We start from the raw sequence: 25,618 nt of genomic DNA, 5'->3' as shown, positions 1-25,618 counted from the left end.
TGAGGCAGATGTTTATGCGCGCATCAGGGTGCTTTTATCGTCGCCTCCTCCGGCCCGACCAGCCCACCGGACACCACCATCTTCAACCCATCCTCCACACTCATGGCCAGCGGCTTCACCTGATCGCGCGGCACGAACATCAGATAGCCAGAGGTGGGGTTGGGGGTGGTGGGCACGAAGACATTGACCCAATCGCCACCGCCCAGGGCCTGCTGCAGATCGCCCTTGGTGCCGCCGGTTACAAAGGCAATGGCCCAGGCGCCGGGACGGGGAAACTCCACAAGCACCACTTCCCGAAACGCGTCCGACTTCTGGGCCAGCACGGTTTCAAAAACCTGCTTTACCGCCGAATAGATGCCGCGCAGCACCGGCATCCGGCCCACCAGCGCCTCACCGAGTCGCACCAGCAGATTGCCGACGACCCCCGCCGAGACCATGCCCACCAGGATCAGGAAGATCAGCAGCAGTAGCAGGCCCAGCCCAGGCAGGGTGAAAGGCAGCAACTGATCAGGGTGATAGGGTGCTGGCAACAGGCTGTCGACCAGATTATCGACCCCGTCCACGACCAGCCAGGCCAGATACAGCGTGATGGAAATTGGGGCGGTAACCAGGATGCCGGTGAACAGATAGGCCTTCAGCCGGGCCGCCAGCGTCAGGTGCAGGCCCGCAAACCGCGCCCGGCCTCGCCGTTCTTCCCCGCCATCGGTTCCGCTCATGCTGGTCTCCATCCGCCATTGCTGCAAAAACAAGGATGTAACCGTAGCGGTTTGCAGGCGAACGGCCTAGATATACATTCCGATGACCGTATCCCAAGCCCGGATAGACGACGTGAGCGACGCCCATAACGCTAATCTCGACCGGATCGAACTGTTGCAAAGCCTGACGCCGGAAGCGCGTGCCGCTATCGCGCGCCAGTGTAGCTGGCGCCACTTCCATCCCCATGAACAGATTGTGGACCGGTCGTCTGACAGCCGCGACGTCTGTCTGATCGTGGAGGGGCGGGTCCGCGTCGTGAACTACTCCCTGTCGGGACGCGAGATCACCTTCGATGATATCGATGCCGGTGGTTATCTGGGCGAATTGTCGGCCATTGATGGGGGGCCGCGGTCTGCCAGTATCGTGGCGCTGACCGAAACGCAGGTTGCCTTCATGTCGCCGCGCCTGTTTCTGGAGACGGCGACAAACCATCCGGGAGTGGCCGCCAAGGTCATGCACCGCCTGACCCAGATCGTGCGCGCCTCCACGGGCCGCATTATGGATCTGTCCACGCTCGGCGCCAACAACCGCGTCCACGCTGAATTGCTGCGCCTGGCCAAGGCTGGCCTGCGCCCGGACGGCAAGGCTGAGATTACGCCCGTGCCCATCCATTCCGACATCGCGTCGCGCGTATCCACCACCCGGGAAACGGTGGCGCGGGTGATGAGCGACCTGTCGCGCGATAACATCGTCATCCGCCAGGGCAACAGTCTGGTCGTTCCGGACTTTGAGCGGCTGGAGGAAATGGTGGAAGAGGTGCGCGGCGATTGAGGGGCAGCGTCCCGCCCTACGCAAGGGGTCGGAATGTGAAATTTGCCGAGTGTAGCCTTTCGGACACGTTTTTTGCTTTTCAAACGGCTCGTGAAGGGCTATAAGAAAGTGACTTGACCGTTGCATAAGGGCAACGGTCAGGGACTTTACCTCCTTATGAGGCTCCCTTCATCTCTGGCCGGCTGCGTCTCGCAGCCGGCTTTCTTTTTGGCTTAGGCACTGATTATGCGCCTGTGACTGGCGCTGTGCAACGGGGGTAGGGCTTAGCAGCCCAAGAAAACCGCCCCCCCGGCGAAGAAGAGGCGGTCGTAATTTGTACGATCAGATCTTGGCAATGCGCAGATTGTTGGTGCTGCCCGACTGACCAAAGGGGATGCCGGCGACGATGACGATCCGCTCACCCGGCCGCACGAACTCTTCCTTCACGGCAAGCGTGCGGGCGCGGTCCACCATCTCCTCGTATGTCCCGACATCGCCGGAATGGATGGCGTGTGCGCCCCAGACCAGCGCCAGACGGCGGGCCACACCCACATGCGGGGTGGTGGCCAGCACCGGCACATCGGGCCGCTTGCGGGCGATACGGGCGACGGTATTGCCGCTGGACGTATAAGCGAAGATAGCGGCGGCATCGATGGTGCCGGCCAGATCGGCGGCCACGCCGGCGACGGCATGCGACGGGGTGTGGTCCACCTCCGGCTCCAGCGCCGTGATGATGGGGCGGTATGTCGGGTGATGCTCCGTGCTGGCGATGATGCGGCTCATCATCGATACGGCTTCCACCGGATATTGGCCAGAGGCGCTTTCAGCGGAGAGCATGACGGCATCGGCACCATCATAGACGGCGGTGGCGACGTCGGACGCCTCTGCGCGGGTCGGGGTCGGGCTGGCCACCATGCTGTCCAGCATCTGGGTGGCCACGATCACCGGCTTGGCGGCCAGACGCGCGGCGCGGACCAATTCCTTCTGACGGCCGGGCACATCCTCATGCGGGATTTCCACGCCCAGGTCGCCGCGTGCCACCATGATGGCGTCGGACAGGCGGATAATATCCTCGATCTTCTCCAGCGCCTGCGGCTTTTCGATCTTGGAGACAAGGCCCGCCTTGTCGCCGATCAGGGCCTTGGCCTCAATCACGTCGGACGGGCGCTGCACGAAAGAGAGCGCGATCCAGTCCATGCCCAGCGACAGACCGAAGGCCAGATCGGCGCGGTCCTTCTCCGTCAGGGGTGACAGGTCCAGGGCGGTGCCGGGCAGGTTGACGCCCTTGCGGTTGGAGATGACGCCGCCGACAATCACCTCTGCCGTGATCTTGTCATCGCTGACGCCGCGCACGCGCACCCGCACGCGACCATCATCGATCAGCAGGTCCTGGCCCGGCATGATGGCCTTGAAAATCTCCGGATGGGGCAGGGGGATGTTGTCCTTGCCGCCCGGTTCCTTACCCAGGACGAAGGTCACCTTCTCCCCGTTCACCAGATCTTCCTTGCCGGCGGTCAGGGTGCCGATGCGGATCTTGGGGCCCTGGAGGTCCTGCAGGATGCCGATGGGACGGCCCACTTCCTTTTCCAGCGCACGGATGGCGGCGTGGACCTTGGCATGGTCCTCATGGGTGCCGTGGCTGAAATTCAGACGGAACACGTCGGCACCAGCCAGGAACAGCTCCTTCAGCTTTTCCGGCGTATTGCTGGCCGGGCCGACGGTGGCGACGATCTTGGCGTGGCGGTGGCGGCGCATGGGCGATCCTTGATGCTCTGGTGGTGCGATAATCTTATGCGGGCACAGACGCGCCCGTTCGTTCCCATGCCTTATAGCATGGTTCGCAGGGGATTTGATCCCCCCAGTTACAAGAATTCAACGTCAGTTTGGTAATTCAGTTACCAAAACGCCACCCCTGCCGCGTTCGTGCAACAGGATGCAACATAAAACACAGGTGTGTTGCATGGAGCCGGGTGAGCGGCCTGTCATTCGGACAGGGTCCGAGCTTTACCGCGCAGAGTATAGCAGGGTATGGCACGGAAGTCAGCGGTCGGGAGGGTGAGGGATCACCCTCCCAAACCATTTTACCCCCGCGCGGGACGGCGCAGGAAATCGGGCGTCCAGTCACCGCTGGCAGCGTCTGCGCCATCGCGTGCCGGGCGCTGGGGACGCTGCGGCTTGCCGGCACCGTCACGGGCAGGGCGGTTATCGGCGGTCTGCTTGGCGGCGGGGCGAGAGTGCTGCTGCGGCTTGCCCTGCTGGGCCGGGCGCTGTCCCTGACCCTGCGGACGCTGTCCCTGCTGGCCCTGCGGGCGTGGACCCTGGGGACGGGGTTGCTGCGGACGGGCGGATGGTGCGGCGGTGCCGTCGGCGCGGGGAGCGTCCGCACGCGGCGCATCCGTGCGCGGCGCGTCGTTACGATTGGCCTCGCCCTGACGCGGCGGCTGTCCACGACGACCGGGGCGGCTCTGGTTGCTGCGCTCACCCGGCTTGCCCGCCGGCTTGGGCCGGTTGCCGCGCTTGGGTTGCGGCTGCGGCGGGCGTTCGGGCTTCAACTGCGGCAGGATTGCAGCGGCGGCGGGTTCCATCGGGTGGCGCGGGATCGACTGCCGCGTCACCTTCTCAATCTGCTTCAGCAGCGGACGGTCGGCGGGCGTGACCAGCGAGACGGCGGTGCCGGCCCGGCCCGCGCGGCCCGTGCGGCCGATGCGGTGGACATAGGCGTCGGGCACTTCCGGCAGGTCATAGTTGAAGACGTGGGTGATCAAATCCACATCAATGCCGCGCGCCGCAATGTCGGTGGCGACCAGGGCGCGGGTCTTGCCGGCGCGGAAGGCATCCAGGGCGCGTTCGCGGGCATTCTGCGACTTGTTGGCGTGATAGGCGTCAGCCTCCAGGCCAGCACCCGCCAACTGTGCTGCCAGTTTATTGGCGCCATGCTTGGTGCGGGTGAAGATGATGGCGGTTTCCACCGTCGGATCGGACAGCAGCTTCACCAGGGTCGGTGCCTTCTGCGCCATGTCCAGATGGATCACCGATTGGTCGATGCGCTCCACCGTGGTCGCGGGCGGCGTCACCTCCACCCGGACATGATCATGCAGCAGGCTTTCAGCCAGGCCCGACACATCGTTGGGCATGGTGGCGGAGAAGAACATGGTCTGGCGGCCCGCCTTGGGCAGCTTTGCCACAATCTTCTTCACCGCCGGCAGGAACCCCATGTCCAGCATGCGGTCCGCCTCGTCCAGGACGAACAGAACGACATTGTCCAGCTTGCACTTTCCCTGATCCATCAGGTCGATCAGGCGGCCCGGCGTGGCGATCAGGATATCGACCCCCGCTGCCAGCGCCTTGATCTGCGGATTGATCGACACACCGCCATGCACCACGGCATTGGTGAAGGGCAGTTGAATGCCCAGCAGGTCGAAAACGGTGCCGACCTGCAGCGCCAGTTCACGCGTGGGCAGCATGATCAGGGCGCGCGGATAATGTGCCCGCGCCCGCTTGTCGGCCTTGGCCAGGGCCTGCAGGACGGGCAGGGCAAAGGCCGCCGTCTTGCCGGTGCCCGTCTGGGCCAGACCCAGCACGTCACGGCCCGCCAGGGCGGCGGGCAAGGCCTGCGCCTGGATGGGGGTGGGGGTGGTGTAGCCGGCAGCGGACAGGCCGGCGGAAAGCGGGGACAGCAGCCCCAGACCATTGAAATCAAGCATGTGAGGAAACGTAACCTTAGTAACCGGCCCGGCGCAGGATGCAGCCGGACACCATAAGCACCACCGGAACGGTGGCGGCCCGATGGGGCGGCGGTTCCAGAATGTTGCGTTATGGGGGCCTTATCGCATGGGTTTGTGCGCTGCGACAAGGGCGGAAGGCGGGGGGCAGGGGTGCGGTGGGGTGGTGGTTCCTTATGCGTCGCCTTCTCGTAATCCCGGCGAAAGCCGGGACCCAGGGGCCACGGGATCAGGCCAATCCACCTGTCCCAGGCCAACGCTGTGTCGAGGTCGGGCGCTCGGCCCTTGGGTCCCGGCTTTCGCCGGGATGATGAAGGGGGCGCTTGGGGCCGCGGATCACTTCATGCGGAATCGGTTGCGCAGGCCAAGGCCGATAAGGAAGAGGAGGATCAATGCAATTATACTCTGGATCATAAGGAAGAATTGCATCCCAGTAGAAGCGGGTTTTGGTAGGCTCTCCATAAGCTCCTTGCGAACCCCAAAGCTACCAAGAGAGTTCACTAAACTGGCCAATAGGGCCTTGTCCCAAGTGATTTCGAGCATATACGCTGACATTATCACATTCCAACCAAGAAGGGTAAGGTCAAATAGCCAAAGTAATGGCAGTATTATGCTTTGGCCATAGTCGCAAGTCCACTCATACAGCGAAATCGGAAAACCCCTTATTTTGCCTAACTCTACTTTTCGGCACTCCAATTCCTTTGAAAAGAACATGAGTTCATCATGATGTCGCTTTTGCTTATCCATCTCCAGTTTGAGGCAGCTGTAGGCATCAGTAAGGTTCTCTACCTCATCAGTCCGCAATCCCGTCAGTTGCGGCCAAATCACTCGCCGCCAGTTGGTGCGGGGATGTAGCGTGGCCCCGGCGAGTTGGGGTGGAGACTTTTTGAACTGACAGCCGTCGAAGTCGGTGGGGCCTTTCAGCTCACTGTTTGTAAAATCAACAGAGCTACAAAAATTTGCTTTATGAAAGTCGGCTTTATTCCTAAAAATGACATTTTGGAATCTTGAGTTACCTAAGAATTTTGTCTCCTTGAATGAAGCGGTACCTAAGAATTCTGCACCATCAAGGTAGATGTAGCCGGAGAATGTATCGCTATGTATTGGCCAGGGTGGGGAGTGCTCCGAGGGGTTGCTTTCGACTATACTAGGGAAGTAAACATTAGAGAAAAATACATCACCTTTGAACTTTGACTTTCGGAAATCAGCGCATATCGAGAAAATAGCGCCACTGAAGTTGGCTCCATATTTAGAAAATTCACATTCGTAGAATGAAGATGGACCGACGAACTCTGCTTTCCCGAAAAATAAATTTCCACCGAATTTAGATTCAGTGAAATCAACTTCTCGAAAAAATCTGGCACCCCCAAATCGGGCGTCTGCGTTCTCTTCAACTTTAATGCTCTTGAAACTTACGGGGGCCTTGAATTCAGATTTCCTGAAATCAAAACCCTTTGAAAATTCTGTATCGGTAAAGTATGTATACTGAAGAAAAATTGCTTCTTGGAATTTGGGGGCCACTCTAAATTCAGCAGCCTCGAACCTAATTTCGTGCATGAACAATGATTTTGTAAAATCTATATTTCCTTCAAATAGACAATTGCCAAAATCACATGAAAGGAATATAAATCCCGAAAATTGTATATCATTTATAAACAAAAGACCAGAAAAATCTATTGTTTTGCGGACATCGGGCAGTTCGCTATTGTTGTCATTTAATTTACTTTGAAAAATATTTTGTATTTCCTGTAGTTCATTATCATCATATGCTATCGTTTCATCCAGTGGAATAATTTTGCTTATGTTGTGGCGCTCTTCTTCATTTAAATAACTAGCGAAATAACGGTTCCAGGTTTTACGATTGAGGTCTTGCCTTTCGTTGGCAGGATGGTGTTTATTGTGTAGGGTGGCAAGTATATACCATGGATTATTGTCGGGCATTTTCCATGATTTGGATTCTTCATTCATAATTAATACCTGCGACTTGATACTTGGTTTTTCAGCGTTGTGTTGGTGCAGAAGAAACGTAGACAATGTGAATTGTAATGGTAGTCACTAAGGTTAGTCTCTTAAAAAATCAGTTTAGGCAACTTTATCCTCATTCGGTCATTGAGGCTGACAAGTAGAGCGTGTGGCCCCTGGACCCCCGCTTTCGCGGGGGAGGCAGCGGAGTGCGGTGGAGAGGGCGCGGAAGTGCCGGGGCGATGTTGAAGGGGCAGCATCAATGCCCCCGTCCGAAATCCCGCACAAACCCCACTACCCCTGTCTGGAAATCCAGACAAATCCCGCCCCCACCCCGCGCCAACCCCTTGATTCCCCATCACCCCGCCCCCTGGCACAGCACATGCCTATAGGCCCCTGAAGGCGGGACGGGGCTATGCGGCCTCCCAACCCGGCGGACACGGATTAATTGGGAGAAGCGACATGGCCCAGGGTGCCAGCATCGCCGCCAACCCGGCGGCGCCGAAGAAGTTCTATCAGAGCCTTTATGTGCAGGTGCTGGTGGCCATCGCCGTCGGCATCGCGCTGGGGCATTTCTACCCGTCGGTGGGTGAAAGCATGAAGCCGCTGGGCGATGCCTTCATCAAGATGATCAAGATGTTGATTGCGCCCATCATCTTCCTGACCGTGGTCCATGGCATTGCCGGCATGGAGGATATGAAGAAGGTGGGGCGGGTTGGGTTCAAGGCCCTGATTTACTTTGAGGTTTTGACGACCATCGCCCTGGTTCTGGGCATGGTGATTGTCAATGTCTGGCAGCCGGGGGCCGGCATGAATGTCGATCCCGCCACCCTGGACACCAAGTCCATCGCGTCCTATGCCGCCAAGGCGCAGGAGCAGGGGACCGTCGCCTTCCTGATGCATATCATCCCCACCACCGTCGTCGGCGCCTTTGCCGAGGGGGAGATTTTGCAGGTGCTGTTCATCGCCATCCTGTTTGCCTTTGGCCTGCAAAGCCTGGGTGACAAGGGCCGGCCCATGCTGCACCTGATCGATCAGGCCTCGGGCATCTTCTTCAAGATTGTCGGTATCCTGATGAAGGTGGCACCCATCGGTGCCTTTGGCGCCATGGCCTTTACCATCGGCAAGTACGGGGTCGATACGCTGATCTCGCTCGGGCAGTTGATGGCGGCGTTCTATGCCACCTGCCTGATCTTCATCTTCGGCGTGCTGGGCGTTGTGGCGCGGGTCTGTGGTTTCTCCATCACCCGCTTCATCCGCTATATCCGTGAAGAGTTGCTGATCGTGCTGGGCACCTCGTCCTCGGAAAGCGCCCTGCCGCGCCTGATGGCCAAGCTGAACAAGCTGGGCGTGGAAAAGTCGGTGGTGGGTCTGGTGGTGCCGACCGGTTATTCCTTCAACCTGGATGGCACCTGCATCTATCTGACCATGGCCGCCATCTTCCTGGCCCAGGCCACCAATACCGATCTGACCATCTGGCAGGAACTGGGCATTCTGGCGGTGCTGCTGCTGACCTCCAAGGGTGCGGCCGGGGTGACCGGGTCGGGCTTCATCGTGCTGGCGGCCACGCTGGCCACCGTGGGCCATATCCCCGTGGCGTCCATCGCCCTAATCCTGGGCGTTGACCGGTTCATGTCGGAGGCGCGTGCGCTGACCAACTTGATCGGCAATGGTGTTGCCACGCTGGTGGTGGCCAAGTGGGAAGGCGCGCTGGATACGGCCAAGATGCAGGCCGAACTGGCCAACCCGACCGGGATTGAAGAGGCGGTGGAGCGTCCGCGCGCCGTTCTGGCCCCGGCAGAATGAGGGTTAAGTGCTAAGGCCCCTCTCCCCGCCGGGAGAGGGGCCTTTTCGTTTCATTGTGTGGGGCCGGCGAAGGCGCCCAGTGACACCATGGCCTGCACGATCATTTTATCTTCCTGCCCGCTACCGCTTTCGTTCGCCGGGGCGACCTCCTCGATGACTTCCGTGCGGATGGGGTCGCCGATCATCTGGATTTCCGGCGGCGGGATGAAGGGCGGCGGCGGCGGTGGGGCGGCGTCGCGGTAGCCGCCGCTGTTCTCGTTAAAGCGAAGACTTTGTACCCGGTAGCGGCGGTCGGGGAAGGTTTGCTGCAGCAGGGCAATCTCATCCTTGATGCGGGCATAGAGCTTGACGCGCAGGGCGGAACGGGCGGCCTCCATCTCTTGCAGGGTTGGCTCAAACCGCACGGCAGCGATGCGTACCTGCTGTCCGGGCTTGCTGGCGCGCTTGGCCCGTTCGGCGAGGCCGGCCAGCCGCCCCTCCGGCAGGCGGGTTTCCAGCATGGCGCGCCAGCGGTCCAGGCCGGCACTGTCGGACACCTTGTCCATGGCGATGACGCGCCAGTCGGTGCGGTCGGCGATGGCGGCGGCGGTTTTCAACAGGTCGGCGCGGTTCACCCCGCCGGCCTGACCCGCCAGATCGACAACCAGGATGACGCGCGCCGTTTCCGCCTTTACCCAATCCTCCACCTGCAAGGACAGGTTGACGTCATCGGTGACCGGGGGTGGTGCCATCTGGGCCAGGGCGGGGGAGGTGGCGGGAAGGAACAGGGCGGTGACCAGGGCGGGAAGGATTATGGAGGTTGCACGCATGAGGCGAACTCCTTTCCTACTGTCAGGGGCCTCCGGGTGAGGCAGGGTCAGCCTGTCACGCCAATTATTAACGGCGGAATAATGGAAATGTATAATATCTGTTGTTACCGGTCACGTCTGCACGATTGGAAATTGCCCCCGGTGTCATGCGTGCCAGGGCCGTATGGTGTGGCCTTGCGGGCCGCTGGCCTGCACCCTATCCTGGGTCGGCCATGACTATTGCCCCCTCTACACCGCGTCCGGGACGGGTCGGGACCGGCCTGATCACCGGGCTGGGCTTCGCCCTGCTGGCGCTTGTCCTGGCCTGGGCCGGCGGGAAGCTGGCGGCGGGGATCAGCCGGGATGCGCTGCTGGATCAGGCGGGGCCGAGGCGGGACCTGCTGATTGCGGGCCTGCGCAGCGAGTTGACGCGGCATGAGACGACGCCCGCCATCCTGGGCCTGTCGCGCACCCTGCGCACCGCCCTGCAAAGCCCGGATGATCCGGCGGCGACCGAGGCGGCCAATATCTATATGGAGCAGATCGCGGCGCGGACGGGGGCGGCGGCGCTGTACCTGATGGATACGGGCGGCACGACGCTGGCGGCCAGCAACTGGCGGCAGGCGGACAGTTTCGTGGGCCGCAACTTTGCCTATCGCCCCTATTTCCGCGAAGCGCTGGCCAGCGGGGCGGGGCGGTTTTATGGCGTGGGCACCACCAGCCGGGAACCGGGCCATTATTTCGCCCGCGCCCTGGAGGAGGGGGGGCTGACGCTCGGTATCACCGTCGTCAAAGTGTCGCTGGCGCCGGTTGAGAAAAGCTGGGCCGGGCTGTCGGACCGTATCCTGGTTGTGGATGGCAATGGCGTGGTGATCCTGTCATCGGTACCTGACTGGACCTTTCGCACACTGGTGCCGCTGTCGGATGCGGAGAAGGTGCGGCTGGCCGATACGAGACAATATGAGGGGGTGGCGCTGCGCGGGCTGGACTGGCGGCCCGGTGCCGACGGGACGGTGACGCTGGCGGGCGCTACGGTGACCTATCTGGCCAGCGATAGTGCGGTGGAGGGCACGCCCTGGCGGCTTTACCTTCTGTCGAGCCTGGACGGGGTGCAGATGGCCCGCGATGTGGGCCGTGTCGGCGGGGTGGGGGTGGCGGCGCTGTGCCTGTTGGGCTGGCTTTACTGGCGGCAGCGGCGGCGGACCAGGCGGGCCTGGGAACGGTCAGCGGCAGCACTGGAGCGGGAGGTGACGGCGCGCACAGCCGAGCTGGTAGCCGCCAACGAGGATTTGCGCCGGGCGCAGGATGATCTGGTGCAGGCGGCCAAGCTGGCGGCCTTAGGCCAGCTATCGGCGGGCATTACGCATGAGTTGAACCAGCCGCTGGCGGCCCTGCGCACCTTTTCCGACAATGCGGCGGCGTTCCTGGAACGCGGCAAGCTGGACCGGGTGGAGGAAAATTTGCGCCACATCGCCGGCCTGACGGAACGGATGGCTCGGATTACCGGACAGTTGCGCACCTTTGCCCGGCGGTCGGACAACCGGCCGGAGGATGTGGCCGTGGCAGGCGCCACCGACAATGCCCTGACCCTGCTGGCCGAAAAAATGCGGCGGGTGGGGGCGGAGATCGTGCTGGATCTGGCCGATGGGCTGGCCGTGCGCTGTGACCCGCTGCGCCTGGAACAGGTGTTGGTCAACCTGATCGGCAATGCGCTGGACGCTGTGACGGGGCAGGAGGTGCGGCGTGTGATGGTGTCTGGGGAGGTGGCAGGGGAGCGGGTGCTTTTGCGCGTGGCGGATACGGGGCCGGGGATTGCCGATAACCATATGCCGCATCTGTTCGAGCCGTTTTTCACGACCAAGCCGCCGGGGGTTGGGCTGGGCTTAGGCCTGGTGATTTCGGCCAGCATCATCCGCGACCATGATGGTAGTCTGACCGCAGCGAACGGGCCGGAAGGCGGGGCGGTTTTCAGCATCGACCTGCCGGCGGCAGAAGGGGTTTAGGGCATGGGCGTACCGCGCATCCTGCTGGTGGAGGATGATGATTCTGTCCGGTTGGGCGTGGAGCAGGCGCTGGAACTGGCCGACCTGCCGGTGCGTGGCTTTGCGGCGGCGGAACCGGCGCTGGACGTCTTGCAGCGGGAGGGGGCGGATGTCCTGATCACCGATGTACGGCTGCCGGGGATAGATGGATTAGCGCTGCTGAAGGCGGCGGTGGCTTTGGATACGGGGCTGCCCGTCATCCTGATGACGGGGCATGGCGATATTGCCATGGCGGTGGGGGCCATGCGCGACGGCGCCTATGATTTCATTGAGAAGCCGTTTGCGTCCGAGCGGTTGGTCACCACCGTCAACCGCGCGTTGGAGAAACGCCGGCTGGTGGCGGAGGTGGGGGCGCTGCGTCAGGCACTGGTGCAGCAGGATGGGCTGGACGCCGCCCTGCTGGGCCGGTCGGGTGGCATGATGGCGGTGAAAAAGCTGATCCGGCAGGTGGCGGATACGGGGGCAGACGTTCTGATCCTGGGCGAGACGGGCAGCGGAAAGGAAATGGTGGCCCACGCCCTGCACCAGTTTTCCAAGCGCGCCGCCAAACCGTTCGTTGCCATCAATTGCGGGGCCATCCCCGACAGTATGGTGGAAAGTGAGCTGTTCGGGCATGAGGCAGGGGCCTTCACCGGGGCCGCCAAGACCCGCATCGGCAAACTGGAATTCGCCGATGGCGGTACGGTGTTCCTGGACGAGATCGAAAGCATGCCGATGGCGGCCCAGGTCAAGCTGCTGCGCGTGTTACAGGACCGGCGGGTGGAACGGCTGGGTTCCAACCGTTCCATTGCCCTGAATATCCGCTTCGTTGCGGCGACGAAGGAGGATCTGGGCGCGCTGTCGAAGCAGGGGCGGTTCCGGGAGGATCTGTATTTCCGCCTCAACGTCGTGCCCCTGTCGATCCCGCCGCTGCGGCAGCGGCGCGAGGATATCCCCATGCTGCTGGACCATTTCCTGCTGACGGCCAGTGACCGGCTTGGCACGCCGCCACCGCTGGTGCCAGCGGCGGATCGTCAGGCGCTGCTGGCCCATAACTGGCCCGGCAATGTCCGCGAGTTGCGCAATGTCGCGGACCGTATGGCGTTGGGTCTGCCGGCCTTGCTAGGTGCAGGAGCAGATGCGGTTGGGCTGGCGGCGCAGGTGGAGGCGTTTGAACGCCAGTTGATCATGGCCGCCCTGACCGACCAGAAGGGCGATGTGCCGGCGGCGGCGGAGGCATTGGCCGTTCCTAAGAAAACCCTTTATGACAAGTTGAAACGTTTCGAGATCGAAATAGAGACTTTTCGGTAGGGAAAATTATTCCGGTACCGGAATAAGCCCAGAAATCTAATAAGTCATATCACCACGTTGACGCGATTGCGCATATGCCCTTATAAACCTAAGCGATAATATCCTTGGGGAGGGAATGATGCTGCGCAATATCGAGCCGTCTCGTCGCAATTTCCTGGTCGGGGCGGGCAAGTTCGCGGCGGTGGCGCCGCTGGCTGCCTCCATGCCCTGGGGTGCGGCGCGCGCGGCCACGCCGGCCAATGCCTGCCCGCCGGTATCGGCCTGGAGCGACCTGGCCAGCCGGGTCAGCGGCGGCGTGCTGCGCCCGCAGGACCCGTTTTTCAACGATGTCTGCCGACCCAACAACCTGCGCTACAACACCCTGCCCATGGGCATTGCCCGCTGTCTGAAGACGGAGGATGTGCAAGGAGCCCTGAACTGGGTGCAGCAGCAGGGGCTGCCCTTTGCTGTGCGGTCGGGCGGGCATAATTATGCCGGCTATTCCTCCACCAACGGTCTGCTGATCGACATGTCGCTGATGGCCGGCGTGGAGGTGGTGGACAAGAAGGAAGGCATCGTCCGCGTCAAGGGCGGCACCGGCAACGCCCTGGTCTATAAGGACCTGGAACGGGCGGGCCTTACCATCACCCATGGCCGTTGCGATGCCGTGGGGGCGGCGGGTTTCCTGCTGGGCGGCGGCATCGGGTTCAGCATGCGGATGTACGGCATTGCGTCCGATCTGCTGACTGGCACCACCGTTGTGACGGCGGATGCCAAGATCCACAAGGCCGATGCCAAGAATGACAGCGACCTGTATTGGGCCTGCCGGGGCGGGGCCGGCGGTAATTTCGGTATCAATACCGAATTCCTGCTGCGCACCTTCCCCGCCGAGACCGTGTCGGTCTGTCAATTGAAATGGACGGACAATCAGGCCGATGTTCTGCATGCGCTGCTGACCCGGCTGCCCAATATGCCCAATACGTTTGGCAGCAAGATCAATGTCACCCTGCCCAGCATCCAGCAGCGCTGCCAGGGTATCGGCAGCGAAGTGTCGATCCTGGCGCAATTGCATAAGACTAAGGGCAAGACCCTGAAGGACATGTTCGGCCCGCTATGGGAGACGGCCCAGAAGGTGTGGGTCCATGAGGACATCCCCTATTGGGTGGCGCAGGATTATCTGGCCGAAGAAACCTACCCCTACTATTACCAGGAGAAGTCCAGCTATGTGCAGGCATCGCGGATCAGCCGCGATGGGGTACAGACCCTGTTCGATGCCGGTCGCCTGCAGCCCGGCACCTCCATGCCCGTCGCCTATAAGTTCTTCCAGACGGGCGGGGCCTGCAACGACATGCGGGCCGACGCCACGGCCTATGTCCATCGCGGCAATGACTGGCTGTTCTCGGTGGAGATGAACTGGTGGCAGCCGACGGACCCGCAGGGCCTGATCAATGACAATCTGACCTGGCAGAAGGATTTCTATGCACTGACCAACCGGACATTCTCCGCTGTCGGTGCCTATCAGAACTTCCCTGACCCCACGCTGGATGATTGGGCCAAGGCTTATTATGGGGAGAACCTGACCCGGTTGCGGGAGGTGAAAACCAAGTATGACCGGGATTCGGTATTCAATTATGGGCAGGGCATCAAGCCGCTGTAAGGGGCTGTTGGGGCTAGAAAAATATGGCCTCCCCGACCCATGCCGGGGAGGCCATATAAAACACTTGAACCCGCGCGATTGTTAAGAGCCGATGCGGAGATGGTGGCGTTAAGCCCCTTTCATCAATCCGATAGTTCACCGGTGGCAATCGCGTTCTCGATCAAGGTCATCGCTTCCACGATCAGGTGGCGCATGGCGGTCGCAGCTTCCTCGGCGTTACCGGCATTGATGGCGTCAGCCACCTTCTGGTGGTCGGCGACGCTGGCCAACCGCACGCCCTTGCGGCGATTGGTCAGGCGGATGGAGGTACGCAGGGCCGCATCGATGATATCACGCAACTGCGCATAGAACCGGTTTCCCGTCGCCTCCAGCACCGCTACATGGAAGGCGATGTCGGAGGTCAGGGGGTCATCATCGCCCAGTTCAGCCGCCTGCATGCGGGCCATTGCCGCCCGGATGGCGGCCTTTGCCTTTTCATCAGCATGACGGGCGGCCAGCGACGCCGCCACCGGTTCGATGGCCAGGCGCACCTGGGTGAATTCCAGAAGCAGGGCCGGCGAAAATTTCCGTTCCAGCAGCCAGCGCAGCACATCAGGGTCCAGCAGGTTCCAGTTACGCTCCGGCTCAATCCAGGTGCCCTGACGTGGCCGGGCCTTCAGCAGGCCCTTGGCCGTCAGCATCTTTACTGCTTCGCGCAAGACCGACCGGCTGGCGCCCAGCCGCTTGCACAGTTCCGCCTCCGTCGGGAACGGATTGGAATGGCCGTAGGTACCGGTAACAATATCGACGCCAAGCTGCTGCAGAATGCCATAGGTGAAGTTCCGGCCGGATTCCGCCCGCAAGCCCCGTTCATTCACGCTCATGCGTTTCCGCTCCCCCTTCGGTCACCCCCCACCCCGGCGGTGCCCCCTGATCATTCGTGCCCAATAGCATATTCAGCAGCCGGCAGATAAAGGCAAGACAACGATATCAATCATCTGTCCTGCACCAAGCCGATATAATCTGCTGTGCCCGGATGCCAACCTGATCTGCCGTCAGGCCCGGCTTGTAGATTTCGCTGCCGACGCCAATGCCGGCCACGCCCGCCGAGCGCCAGACAGACAGGTTGTCCGCCCCGACACCGCCAACGGCATACAGCTTCACATCCATCGGCATCACCGCCGACAGGGCCTTGATATGGCCATGGCCATAGGTGGCGGCAGGGAACAGTTTCAGGTGCCGCGCGCCGGCCCTGATAGCGGCAAAGGCCTCTGTCGCGGTGGCGAATCCGGGCATGGGTAGCAGGCCCAGTTCCACCGCGCGGGTGATGACCGCAGGATCGGTATTGGGGGTGACAATCAGCCGGCCGCCCGCCGCCGCCACCTTTTCCACCGCTTCCGGTGTCAGGACCGTGCCGGCGCCGACCAGACAGGTGTCACCGAAATGCCGGGCCAGAATGGCGATGCTGTCGAACGGGTCCGGGCTGTTCAACGGCACCTCAATGGCGCGGAAGCCGGCATCGAACAGCGCCTGTCCGATGGCCAGCACCGTATCGGGCGTGACGCCGCGCAGAATGGCGACCAGTGGGCTTTCGGTCAGGAAATGGGCGAGCGGATGGGTCATCACAGGTTTCCGGCAAGGGTTGCGGCGCGGATGGAAAGCAGGCCCGCCAGGGCAAGGTCACCGCCATCAAGGCCGATGCCGCCCCGTCCCGCGACGGACAGGGCAGCCTGATAGGATTGGATCAGGGCCGGGCTGGCCACCAGGATCACCGGCGTGTCGGGCAGGCCGGCCATCATGGCGAGTCCGCCCGCGACATCACCCCCGATGACCAGACCGGACAGGAAGGACAGGGCATCTTGTGCATTCATACCGTCCAGCAATTGCCGCGACCGCGCCTGAAACAGCAGGTGTGACAGGCTGATCCCCGACAAGGCGCGTTCAACGCCCAGGGTGAAGGCCGGCCCCACCTGCGGCTGCAAGCCGTCGGTACCCCGGCCCAGCACGCTATGCTGCCGCAGCAGGGCGAATAGTTCGCCGGTGAAGCCGGTCTGAAAATTCTCCACCCGCCCATCATTCAGCAGCGCCCATTTGGCGTGGGTGCCGGGCAGGCAGAGCAGATGGTGGCCCTCGGCCAACTCTGGTCTGCTTGCCAGTACGCCCAGGATCTGCGTCTCCTCCCCGCGCATCACGTCGGGCGCGTCCAGGGCGGTGCGCGTCGACAGACCCGGCACGATAGCTATCTCCGTCCCGGCGGCGGTGAACCGGGTCAGGCCGGTGGCCAGTGAGCGTACATCGGCGGGACAGGGATGATATGCCGCTTCGACCCAGCCGATGGTGGAGCCGACCATGCCGCACATCAGGGTGGGCAGGGGGCCATGGGCCGCGCGCCAGGTCCCCGTCGCGTAAAGAAACACGGTTTCCAGCCGGCCCGTGGCGGCGGCCACACCTGGCCCTTCCGCCCGGTCCAGCACAGTGCCATCGTCCGCGCACAGCCACAGGCGCAGATTGCTGGTACCCCAGTCGCCGGCAATGAATGGCCCGCGTCGCATATGGTTTTCCCCCGGTGGAAGGGTCGTTGAGCTGATCCCTGAGCGTGCTTCGGATATATATGATAATTTTCGCGACTGCAAAGACCGCAGGCTTGACTGATCAGATTTATCCTATAAATAAAGGACCGGTGTGGTGACGATACCGCTTTCCCCTTCCTCGGGCGCGGAACCCTGTTGGACCACCCTCCCATAAGACTTGATCCTGATGGACCCGGCCCCCGAATAGGGGCCGGGCTTTTTTTATGGCCGCCCGTCCAGCCGCCGTTCGGTCAGGTCCAGGCGGGCCCGCAACGGATCGGGCGTCACGACCGGCCCGTCATTGCTGAAATCAATCAGTTTTTCCTGCCCCACAGTGAACAAGGGGGCCGCGGGATCACCAGCGGGAGCGGGGACGCCCGTCTTGGCAAAGTGGGTCCAGTAGGCACGAAGGCGGGGCGCCATGGCCAGATCTGCCGATGTCGTGCGGCTGCCGTAGCGGGGCAGGACATGGTCGAATACGAAGGGCAGTTCCTTGGCATGCGGTGTGCCGGGCCAGCGGTCGCGCATGCGTTCGGCGACATAGGAGAAACGGTAGTGATAGACGGGCACGCCCAGCGTTGCCATAGCGCGGGCTGTGGCGCGGGCGGGTTCGATGAAGATGGCGTCACCCGATACGCGGTGGCCCACCTTTTCCGCCGTGTCGGTGCCGTTGGGATCGTAAATCCGCGCCGCCTCCTCCCGCAGGGGGCCGAAGCGGGACAGCACATCCTCTTTGCTGCCCCCCTCATGCCAGCCATCATCGCTGGTGGCGCCGACCATGTAGGGAACCCGTGCCGCCTTGCCGGCCCGCATCAGGGCCAGCGGTTCGTCGGGCATGGACTGCACCCCCATCACGGGACCGGAATAATCCTTTGTGCCGCCCAGGGTGGCAAGGTTCAGGTTACCCACCAGCCGTTCCGCCGGCAAGGCACGCAGGGCGGCCAGCGCTTCCGGCCCACTACCTTCAATCCCCTGGTTGCGGGCGAACAGGGTGCCGATTGCCTCCCCTTCCTTGAAACCGGGGGAGGGCAGCAGCGTGTTCCGCCCCCCGCCCGACATGGCGATGGCCTTGTGGAACAGGCCGGCAGCCAGCGGTGTGGTCAACAGGACATTGACCGATTCCCCGCCGGCACTTTCCCCGAAGATAGTGACATTGGACGGATCGCCACCGAAAGACGCGATATTGGCGGCGACCCAGCGCAGGGCCGCGATCTGGTCCATGAAGCCGAAATTGACAGTGGGGCCGCCCGCCGCCTCCGCCGTCAGGGCGGGATGGGCGAAGAAACCAAACCGGCCCAGTCGGTGATTGGCACTGACCACCACCACCCCATCGCGCGCCATCTGCGACCCGTCATAGATGGCGGGGGAGGTGCCGCCATTCACGAAGCCGCCGCCATGGATCCAGACCATGACCGGCAGGCTTTTGCCAGCCGCCCCGGCGGGACGCCAGACATTGAGGAACAGGCAATCTTCCGCCGGAATGGTCGCCAGCGGGGCGTCATCGCCGATAAAGGGCTTTTGTGCACAGTCGGCGCCATAGGTGATGGCAGGGCGTTCGCCGCTCCAGGCGGCGGCAGGGGCCGGGGGCCGCCAGCGCAGGTCACCCACGGGTGGGGCCGCAAAGGGGATACCCAGGAACCTGTCCACACCATCGGCGGTCAGGCCGCGCACCGCCCCCGCTTCTGTCCGGGCCAGGGGGGCATCTGCGGCGACGGCGTTCGGTACCGCTAACAGTGCAATAAGGATCAGTGCCCTGGCGTTCATCCCTGCGTTTCCCCGTTTGTTATATCGGCAGGGTAGCAAGGGTGGGGCAGTCCCGCTACCCGTTCAGCAGCGGGTTGGCGCGTAACCGGTCGACCGCCATATCGACAAAGGCGCGGACCTTGGCGGGCGCATGCCGACCCTCCGGATAGAGGATATGAACGGGAACCGGCTCCTCCTCATGCTCTGCCAGCACGATGCGCAGCCGTCCCTCGGCCAGGGCGGGGCCGATCTGGTAATGCAGCACGCGCGTCAGGCCCCAGCCAGCCAGGGCCGCACTGATCACCGCCTCGTTTGTGTTGCATTGCAGGGCGGGGTGAACCGTCAGGCGCTGATCCCCCCGGAACCGCCATTCATGGATGGCCCAGGCACTGGTGGGGGCGGCGATGCGGTGTTCATGCAGATCGGTTGGCTGTTTCGGGTCCCCATGCGTCGCCAGATAGGCCGGGGACGCGCAGATGACCCGCCGCACGCGACCCACACGGATGGCGGTGAAGGCGCTGTCCGGCAGGTGTCCGATGCGCAGGGCTATATCGACGCCTTCATCGATGATGTTGACCGACCGGTCGATGAAAAGGGTACGTACCGCCACGGCGGGGTAGGTATCCATGTAATCCAGCAGGATGGGCAGAACATGCATCTGCCCGAACAGCAGCGGGGCCGTGACCGACAGGGTGCCGGCGGGGGTGGCATAGGAACCGCCGGCGGCGGCCTCTGCCTCCACAATGTCGGACAGGATGCGGCGGCAATCCTCCAAGTAGCGCCCCCCACCCTCCGTCAGCTTCACCGAACGGGTGGTGCGCACGAACAGGCGCGCACCGATGGTTTCCTCCAGCGCCGCAATGGCGCGGGTGACGGCGGGCGCGCTCAGGTTCAACTGGCGCGCCGCCTCGGCAAAGCTGGCCGTCTCCGCGACCTTCACGAAGATGCGCATGGCCTGCCAGCGATCCATCCTTGTCCCTTCCGTGGGGGTTTGGGGGAGGGATAGCATAGCAGAGTTTGGGAGGGTGGGGGGCAAGCCCCCTCAGAACCCGAAATGGCTCAGGCCCGGATGGTCATCAGGCCGGCGGCCCTGCGGCCAACGGAATTTTCGGTCGGCCTCTGTGATCGGGTGTTCATTGATGCTGGCGTGGCGGGCCTGCATCAGGCCATCCTCTGCAAACTCCCAATTCTCATTGCCAAAGGCGCGGTACCATTGGCCGCTGTCATCGCGATATTCATAGGCATAGCGCACGGCGATACGGTTGCCGGTGAAGGCCCAGAGTTCCTTGATCAGGCGGTATTCCAGCTCCCGGTTCCATTTGCGGGTCAGGAAGGCCTCGGCTTCGGCCCGACCATTGAGGAATTCGGCACGGTTGCGCCAGCGCGTGTCGGGCGTATAGGCCAGCGCCACCTTGGCCGGGTCGCGGCTGTTCCAGCCATCTTCGGCCAGGCGCACCTTCTCGATGGCGGATTGTTCGGTGAAGGGGGGCAGCGGGGGACGGGACATGGGGCTTCTCCGGGGTCAGAGGTCGAGTTGTATGGGTTGATCACCGCTGGGGACCGCGCAGCAGATCAGCACTTCATCAGGTGCGCGCGGGGCGGTGGGTTCCTTGAGGTAGCTGACGGCACCGGCCAGCAGCCTGGTCTTGCAACTGCCGCAGGTGCCGCCACGGCAGCTGAATTCCGGGGACAGGCCGCGTGCCTCCGCCAGTTCCAGCAAGGTGCCGGAACCGGGTGTCCAGCGCGCCTCCTTGGCCGAGGCGGTGAAGGCCACGGGGACCGGGGTGGTGGCGGGCGGTGGCTGCGGTGTCGCCGGCTTGGCGCTGTCGGTGGTACGGGTCAAGGAGGAGGGGCCGAAGGCTTCGGCATGGATGCGGTGGTCGGCGACGCTTAAGGCGCGCAGACCGTCATACTGCGCCTGGGTGAAGGCGGGTGGGCCGCAGAGGTAGAAATCATAATCGTTGAAGGACAGGTGCTGCTTCAGCAGGGCGGTGTCGATGCGGCCCGCGACATCATAATCGCGGCCCTGCATGGCATCGTCGGGATCGCTTAACACCCGGATGACCCGCACGGCACCGCCCGCTGCCGCAACCAGATCGGAAAGTTCGCGATCGAATGCCCGTTCGGCCGTGCTGCGGGCGGCCTGGAACAGGATGGTGGGGCGGATGGAGCGGGTGCGCAGCCCCTCGTAAACCACGTGGCGCAGCATGGCCAGCATGGGCGTGATGCCAACCCCGGCGGCCAGCAGCACGGCTGGCCGCTGCTCGCTCGCATTGATGGTGAAGGCACCGGCGGGCGCGCGGGCCTCAATCCGGTCACCCCGGCGGACATGGTCGTGCAGGTACTGGGAGACCAGGCCGTCACGCTTAACGCTGATCCGGTAATAGCCATCAGACGGCGCTACCGACAGGGTGTAGGTGCGGATGAGTGGCTTGTCGCTGCCGGGCAGGGTCAGGCGGATGGGCAGATGTTGTCCCGCCAGATGCGGCAGCAGACCAGCCCCGTCGGCGGGCAGCAGGTGGAAGGAACGGATGGTCGCCGACTCCTCCACGATACGGGCCACCGTGAAGGGACGCCATTGCGTGGAGAGGTCGGCGGCTCGCAGCCGGTCCGCCGCCTGTTGCCAATCACCCGTCATCAGGGAATTGGGTGACCAGCCCTGTGGCTGAAAAGACCAGCGCAGGGGTAGGGCCGCCGGGCGATGCACCACGCGGCGGGCGCGGAAGGTCCAAAGCCGTTCGGCCCCCTGAAAGGCCGCAATCTCCGGCCCGTCCAGGATCAGGGCGGCATCACCCGTCATGTGCAGCATGTCGCCGGTCGTGAAATCGACAAAGACCAGCCCCGCCTTGCCGTTCAGCAGGATATTGCCCAGGGTCGCGAAGAACAGGTTGCCGGCGAAATCCGGGATGGTCAGGGTGCCGTCATCACCGACACGCACAAAGCCCGCCTTGCCGCCGCGATGGGAAACATCGACCTGACGGTGCCCACCCCGATCGGCGTAGGAGGCGACGAAGAACGTGTCCGCCGCCTCAATCACGGCGCGGGCATTAGCGTCGATCTGGTCGCCCTCCCGCACGTCACCCGTGAAGGGCTCGGTGGGGTCGCGGGCTAAGGCGACGTCGCGCAGCTGAATATATTGCGGGCAATTGCCGAAGCTCTGATCCACCTCAAACCGCAGCAGGCCGGGATGGGCCGCACGGATGATGCCGTTGACGCGGTTGCGCCGGCGGGTGTGCAGTTCGATCCCCAGCAGACCGATGGCGTCACCGGTATTCATGCCGGAACTGGCCGGGTCCTGCGGGTTCACCGGCACCTGAATATCCAGCCGTGTGGCGGTGGGCGAGGTGATGAACCCCGCCCCACCAGCCAGCAGCGTGGCCCAGGCATCGCCCCTGTCATCCACTGACCCGGCCACGATGAAAGGGACCTGGGCATAGAAGTCGCGATGCTGCTGGGGCATGAAGTCGCGGATCACCCGCTTCCCCACATCCTGCATCCGCGCGGCCACGCCCAACTTTTCCTGAAGCGCGGTTTCACCTTCATGCCAGACGGGCAGTTTGCCGGTCATCATCCCCTCCATCGCTTTGGGGTACCGGGTCAGGCGGACAGACCCACGGGCGTGGATACGAACGGCACGAAGCCGGGCAGCCCCTCGATCCGGGCTAGAAAGGCCTTGACGCGCGGATAGGCCACGAGATCGACATTACCCTCCGGCGCGCGCGCCACGTAGGAATAGATGGCGATATCGGCGATGGTCGGGCGGGTGCCGACCAGCCAGTCGCGGCCATCCAGATGTGCCTCCAGTCGGGCCAGCAGGGTGTGGGCGCGGGCGATCACTTCCTCTGCGTTGAACTTGGCACCCAGCAGGTTGATCAGGCGGGCGGCGGCGGGGCCATAGGCCACTTCACCCGATGCGACGGCCAGCCAGCGTTGAACAGCGGCGGCACCTTGCGCATCCTCCGGCAGCCAGGCCCCGCCCTGCTTCTTTGCCAGATAAATCAGGATGGCGGTGCTTTCGGGGATGACCACGTCGCCATCCTCCAGCACCGGCACCTGTCCGAACGGGTTCAGGGCCAGGAATTCCGGGCGCTTATGCGCGCCGGCCATCAGATCGACCTCTACAAGTTCATGCGGCAGGGCCAGCAGCGACAGGAACAGGCGGGCGCGGTGGGCATTGCCCGACAGGGGATGGTAATGGAGCTTCATGGTTCTGATCCCTGGTTTCATGGGGCCGGCGGTCCCGGCCTTCCAGGGGAGAATGGATCATGAAGGTGGTGACGTTAATCCGCTGACTGGGCAGTTCATTATTTCATCTGGAGAAATAATCCACCAGCAAAAAGGGCGGAACCTTTCGGCCCCGCCCTTGGATCGTCAGCTTAGTTGGCCGGTCCCGGCGTCACATGCGCCTTGGTCCAGCGCTCCACCTCACTGTACCAGAAGACGCTGTTCTGCGGCTTCAGGACCCAGTGGTTCTCGTCGGGGAAATAGACCAGACGGCTTTCCACGCCCCGGCGCTGTAAGGTGTTGAACAGCTCGATACCGTGATTGATGGGCACGCGCAGATCCTGTTCGCCATGCAGGACCAGGGTCGGCGTCTTGAATTTGCCGGCCTGCATATGCGGGGAATTGCGGGCGATATTGGCCTGATCGTCCCAGAACTCCTTGAACCGCGCCTGAGAACCGCTGAAATCAGCGGCGTACTGGGTATAGAGATTATAGACGGCGGCATGGATGACCAGCGTCTTGAACGGATGTTCGCGGCCCAGGATGAAGCTGGTCAGGTAACCGCCATAAGACGCACCGGCGGCCAGCATACGGTCCTTGTCGATGAAGGGCTTGGCGGCCAGCCAGTCGGCAGCCTTCATCGTGTCCTGATAGGGCACCTCCCCCCATTCGGGATTGATGCTGTCGGTAAAGGCCTGACCAAAGCCGCTGGACCCGTGGAAATTATGCCAGGTGACAACATAGCCCCAGCCGGCGAAGACCTGGGCGTTCCAGCGGTAGCTGAAAGCATCGGTGATGGCATTATGCGGGCCGCCATGGACCAGCATCATGGCGGGATATTTCTTCGTCGGATCGAAATTGGGCGGATAGACCACCCACATCTGGATGTCGGCGTTATTGGCGCCTTTGTAGGTGACGCTTTCCACCTTGCCCATTTGGAACCCGGCCAGGGCCTGGGCATTGGCGGCAGAGATGTCGCGGACCTTGCCGGACTTCGCGTCGATGGCAACCAGTTCGGCGGGCGCGCTGATCGACTGGCGCAGGGCCACCAGCGATTTGCCGGCCACTTCCACATCGGTCACGTCGCCGGTGGAGCCATCGGTGATGCGGCGCGGCTTGTCTTTACCCTTGGGATCATAGCGATAGACACGCTGGACGGAGGCATCATCGACCGCGCCATAAAGCGCGGCACTGTCATCTGTCCAGGAGAAGTCGCTGGCCGAGCGGTCAAATCCGTCGGTGATGTTGCGCGTGGCACCCGTGGCCCGGTCGCGCACCATCAGCTTCGCATTTTCGCCATAGAAGCCGAAAATGGTGCGCTGATTATAGGCAAGCGACTTGCCGTCGGGCGAATAGACGGGGTTGCTGTCTGGCCCGGTCTTGTTGTCAGGCGTGATGTTGGTGGCAGCACCGCCGGCCACGGCGATGGTGAAAAGGTCGATATTGGGGCGGTTGCCGACCTTGTCGACATTGACCGGGAAGGCGATTTCCTTGCCGTCGGGCGAGATATCGAACGGCGCGCCGCCTTCGTTATATTGCACCGACACACCGGAGCCGAGCGTAATGGCGCGCGGGGCGGCACCATCAATGTCGGTGGCATAGAGATGGTTTTCGCGGTCGTCCAGATAATGGTCGAAATAGGCGATGGGCGCTTTGTCCCAGACCTTGGCCGTCATCTTGGTCTCTTCCCGGTCCTTCAGGCGCTTGGCCTGATCATCCCAGGTGGACAGGTCGGTCCAGACGCGGCTCATGAAGACCAGGCCCTTACCATCGGCCAGCCATTTCGGCGTGCGGGCACCGGTGGGGACAGTCGTCACCCGCTTGGCCTCACCCCCGCCGACGGGCAGGACATAGATCTGCGGGGCCTTGTCATCGTCGCGTTTGGCGGTGAAGGCAATGTATTTGCCATCCGGGCTCCACACCGCATCGGCTTCTGCCGCCGGATCGGTGGTCAGTTGCCGCGCCGGGCCGCCATCGACCGGAAACAGCCAGAGGTCGGCGGCGCGCTTATCCGTCTTCAAGTCGAAGACGGAAACCGACACGACGGCTGCCTTGCCGTCAGGTGACAGGGCGGGCGAAGCTACCCGCTTCAGCCCCCACATGTCCGTGGCGGTCATCACCTTCTTTTCCTGGGCCATGACCGGCGCGGCAAACGCCACCGACGCCGCCCCCAGCAGCAGACCCACACGCGCGAAAGACCCAAAACGCATTTCTTATCCTCCGTCCGACAGGATTTTGGGGCGCAGGATGCCAGCGATGGGGGTAGCCCGATAGGGCTGTAACAAGCCTGTTACGAAGCGGTGACAATTGTGTCGGGGTATGCAGCCGCTTGACGCAGTGACCAACGGCG

19 protein-coding genes are annotated in these 25,618 nt (G+C 62.8%); 5 read left to right on the top strand and 14 right to left on the bottom strand.

The features are described 5' to 3' along the window. Positions 1-23 precede the first annotated feature (23 nt). Positions 24-716, bottom strand: coding sequence for a DUF502 domain-containing protein (locus tag C0V82_RS23830; RefSeq protein ID WP_188595043.1), 693 nt, complete (start codon positions 714-716; stop codon positions 24-26). A gap of 112 nt (positions 717-828) precedes the next feature. Between C0V82_RS23830 and C0V82_RS23825 the strand changes: the two genes are divergently transcribed. Next, a complete protein-coding gene (locus C0V82_RS23825; RefSeq protein ID WP_102114906.1) occupies positions 829-1,527 on the top strand; it encodes a Crp/Fnr family transcriptional regulator in 699 nt (232 codons plus the stop codon). Between the two features lie 321 nt (positions 1,528-1,848). Here C0V82_RS23825 and pyk read toward each other — a convergent pair whose 3' ends face one another. The 3 genes from pyk to C0V82_RS23810 all read right to left on the bottom strand — a co-directional run bounded on the left by pyk (position 1,849) and on the right by C0V82_RS23810 (position 7,196). Then, positions 1,849-3,261 (bottom strand): pyruvate kinase, encoded by a 1,413-nt coding sequence (pyk, locus tag C0V82_RS23820; protein WP_102114905.1) that lies wholly within the window; start codon positions 3,259-3,261, stop codon positions 1,849-1,851. 326 nt (positions 3,262-3,587) lie between these two features. Beyond that, on the bottom strand, positions 3,588-5,210 hold the full coding sequence (locus C0V82_RS27650) for a DEAD/DEAH box helicase (RefSeq protein ID WP_211107961.1): 1,623 nt from the start codon (positions 5,208-5,210) through the stop codon (positions 3,588-3,590). Positions 5,211-5,564: 354 nt separating this feature from the next. Beyond that, positions 5,565-7,196: a pentapeptide repeat-containing protein gene (locus C0V82_RS23810; RefSeq protein ID WP_102114904.1), complete on the bottom strand. Its 1,632-nt coding sequence runs from the start codon at positions 7,194-7,196 to the stop codon at positions 5,565-5,567. Between the two features lie 456 nt (positions 7,197-7,652). Between C0V82_RS23810 and C0V82_RS23805 the strand changes: the two genes are divergently transcribed. Further along, positions 7,653-8,996 carry a dicarboxylate/amino acid:cation symporter gene (locus C0V82_RS23805; RefSeq protein ID WP_102114903.1) on the top strand — a complete coding sequence of 448 codons (1,344 nt, stop codon included), beginning with the start codon at positions 7,653-7,655 and terminating at the stop codon, positions 8,994-8,996. Positions 8,997-9,046: 50 nt separating this feature from the next. Here C0V82_RS23805 and C0V82_RS23800 read toward each other — a convergent pair whose 3' ends face one another. After that, positions 9,047-9,805, bottom strand: a complete 759-nt coding sequence (locus C0V82_RS23800) for a hypothetical protein (protein WP_102114902.1) — start codon at positions 9,803-9,805, stop codon at positions 9,047-9,049. 212 nt (positions 9,806-10,017) lie between these two features. Here C0V82_RS23800 and C0V82_RS23795 point away from each other — a divergent pair, with 212 nt between their 5' ends. From C0V82_RS23795 to C0V82_RS23785, 3 genes are all read left to right on the top strand, one after another. Next, positions 10,018-11,787 carry a sensor histidine kinase gene (locus tag C0V82_RS23795; protein WP_158660167.1) on the top strand — a complete coding sequence of 590 codons (1,770 nt, stop codon included), beginning with the start codon at positions 10,018-10,020 and terminating at the stop codon, positions 11,785-11,787. A 3-nt stretch (positions 11,788-11,790) separates the two neighbouring features. Further along, positions 11,791-13,116: a sigma-54-dependent transcriptional regulator gene (locus C0V82_RS23790; RefSeq protein ID WP_102114900.1), complete on the top strand. Its 1,326-nt coding sequence runs from the start codon at positions 11,791-11,793 to the stop codon at positions 13,114-13,116. Between the two features lie 115 nt (positions 13,117-13,231). After that, complete coding sequence (locus C0V82_RS23785) at positions 13,232-14,752, top strand: FAD-binding oxidoreductase (protein WP_102114899.1); 1,521 nt, start codon at positions 13,232-13,234, stop codon at positions 14,750-14,752. Positions 14,753-14,874: 122 nt separating this feature from the next. On the opposite strand, the gene C0V82_RS23780 is transcribed toward C0V82_RS23785, so the two are convergent. The 9 genes from C0V82_RS23780 to C0V82_RS23740 all read right to left on the bottom strand — a co-directional run bounded on the left by C0V82_RS23780 (position 14,875) and on the right by C0V82_RS23740 (position 25,478). Then, positions 14,875-15,615, bottom strand: coding sequence for a FadR/GntR family transcriptional regulator (locus C0V82_RS23780; RefSeq protein ID WP_102114898.1), 741 nt, complete (start codon positions 15,613-15,615; stop codon positions 14,875-14,877). Positions 15,616-15,721: 106 nt separating this feature from the next. Beyond that, positions 15,722-16,354 carry a 2-dehydro-3-deoxy-6-phosphogalactonate aldolase gene (locus C0V82_RS23775; RefSeq protein ID WP_188595045.1) on the bottom strand — a complete coding sequence of 211 codons (633 nt, stop codon included), beginning with the start codon at positions 16,352-16,354 and terminating at the stop codon, positions 15,722-15,724. Further along, on the bottom strand, positions 16,354-17,283 hold the full coding sequence (locus tag C0V82_RS23770; RefSeq protein ID WP_102114897.1) for a 2-dehydro-3-deoxygalactonokinase: 930 nt from the start codon (positions 17,281-17,283) through the stop codon (positions 16,354-16,356). The genes C0V82_RS23775 and C0V82_RS23770 overlap by 1 nt, the downstream gene beginning before the upstream one ends. 240 nt (positions 17,284-17,523) lie before the next feature. Next, positions 17,524-19,065 carry a carboxylesterase/lipase family protein gene (locus C0V82_RS23765; RefSeq protein ID WP_102114896.1) on the bottom strand — a complete coding sequence of 514 codons (1,542 nt, stop codon included), beginning with the start codon at positions 19,063-19,065 and terminating at the stop codon, positions 17,524-17,526. 55 nt (positions 19,066-19,120) lie between these two features. Further along, positions 19,121-20,014 (bottom strand): LysR family transcriptional regulator, encoded by an 894-nt coding sequence (locus C0V82_RS23760; protein ID WP_102114895.1) that lies wholly within the window; start codon positions 20,012-20,014, stop codon positions 19,121-19,123. A 72-nt stretch (positions 20,015-20,086) separates the two neighbouring features. Then, the gene (locus C0V82_RS23755) at positions 20,087-20,551 is read right to left on the bottom strand and encodes a nuclear transport factor 2 family protein (RefSeq protein ID WP_102114894.1); all 465 of its coding nucleotides are present in this window, start codon (positions 20,549-20,551) and stop codon (positions 20,087-20,089) included. Between the two features lie 15 nt (positions 20,552-20,566). Beyond that, the gene (locus C0V82_RS23750) at positions 20,567-22,624 is read right to left on the bottom strand and encodes a 2Fe-2S iron-sulfur cluster-binding protein (RefSeq protein WP_211107962.1); all 2,058 of its coding nucleotides are present in this window, start codon (positions 22,622-22,624) and stop codon (positions 20,567-20,569) included. A 17-nt stretch (positions 22,625-22,641) separates the two neighbouring features. Then, the gene (locus C0V82_RS23745) at positions 22,642-23,250 is read right to left on the bottom strand and encodes a glutathione S-transferase family protein (protein WP_102114893.1); all 609 of its coding nucleotides are present in this window, start codon (positions 23,248-23,250) and stop codon (positions 22,642-22,644) included. 170 nt (positions 23,251-23,420) lie between these two features. After that, positions 23,421-25,478 carry a S9 family peptidase gene (locus C0V82_RS23740; protein ID WP_102114892.1) on the bottom strand — a complete coding sequence of 686 codons (2,058 nt, stop codon included), beginning with the start codon at positions 25,476-25,478 and terminating at the stop codon, positions 23,421-23,423. Positions 25,479-25,618 lie beyond the last annotated feature (140 nt).

Source organism: Niveispirillum cyanobacteriorum (assembly GCF_002868735.1).
Classification (GTDB): Bacteria; Pseudomonadota; Alphaproteobacteria; order Azospirillales; family Azospirillaceae; genus Niveispirillum; species Niveispirillum cyanobacteriorum.
Note: the sequence above shows the minus strand (reverse complement) of the source record. Positions and strands in the feature narration are given on the sequence as shown.

Coding starts and splice junctions, on each gene's coding strand:
- C0V82_RS27650 (WP_211107961.1), bottom strand. CDS start 5,210: ATGCTTGATTTCAATGGTCTGGGGCTGCTGTCCCCGCTTTCCGCCGGC.
- C0V82_RS23800 (WP_102114902.1), bottom strand. CDS start 9,805: ATGCGTGCAACCTCCATAATCCTTCCCGCCCTGGTCACCGCCCTGTTC.
- C0V82_RS23780 (WP_102114898.1), bottom strand. CDS start 15,615: ATGAGCGTGAATGAACGGGGCTTGCGGGCGGAATCCGGCCGGAACTTC.
- C0V82_RS23750 (WP_211107962.1), bottom strand. CDS start 22,624: ATGGAGGGGATGATGACCGGCAAACTGCCCGTCTGGCATGAAGGTGAA.
- C0V82_RS23770 (WP_102114897.1), bottom strand. CDS start 17,283: ATGCGACGCGGGCCATTCATTGCCGGCGACTGGGGTACCAGCAATCTG.
- C0V82_RS23775 (WP_188595045.1), bottom strand. CDS start 16,354: ATGACCCATCCGCTCGCCCATTTCCTGACCGAAAGCCCACTGGTCGCC.
- C0V82_RS23805 (WP_102114903.1), top strand. CDS start 7,653: ATGGCCCAGGGTGCCAGCATCGCCGCCAACCCGGCGGCGCCGAAGAAG.
- C0V82_RS23755 (WP_102114894.1), bottom strand. CDS start 20,551: ATGTCCCGTCCCCCGCTGCCCCCCTTCACCGAACAATCCGCCATCGAG.
- C0V82_RS23745 (WP_102114893.1), bottom strand. CDS start 23,250: ATGAAGCTCCATTACCATCCCCTGTCGGGCAATGCCCACCGCGCCCGC.
- C0V82_RS23740 (WP_102114892.1), bottom strand. CDS start 25,478: ATGCGTTTTGGGTCTTTCGCGCGTGTGGGTCTGCTGCTGGGGGCGGCG.
- C0V82_RS23760 (WP_102114895.1), bottom strand. CDS start 20,014: ATGGATCGCTGGCAGGCCATGCGCATCTTCGTGAAGGTCGCGGAGACG.
- pyk (WP_102114905.1), bottom strand. CDS start 3,261: ATGCGCCGCCACCGCCACGCCAAGATCGTCGCCACCGTCGGCCCGGCC.
- C0V82_RS23790 (WP_102114900.1), top strand. CDS start 11,791: ATGGGCGTACCGCGCATCCTGCTGGTGGAGGATGATGATTCTGTCCGG.
- C0V82_RS23785 (WP_102114899.1), top strand. CDS start 13,232: ATGATGCTGCGCAATATCGAGCCGTCTCGTCGCAATTTCCTGGTCGGG.
- C0V82_RS23810 (WP_102114904.1), bottom strand. CDS start 7,196: ATGAATGAAGAATCCAAATCATGGAAAATGCCCGACAATAATCCATGG.
- C0V82_RS23830 (WP_188595043.1), bottom strand. CDS start 716: ATGAGCGGAACCGATGGCGGGGAAGAACGGCGAGGCCGGGCGCGGTTT.
- C0V82_RS23795 (WP_158660167.1), top strand. CDS start 10,018: ATGACTATTGCCCCCTCTACACCGCGTCCGGGACGGGTCGGGACCGGC.
- C0V82_RS23765 (WP_102114896.1), bottom strand. CDS start 19,065: ATGAACGCCAGGGCACTGATCCTTATTGCACTGTTAGCGGTACCGAAC.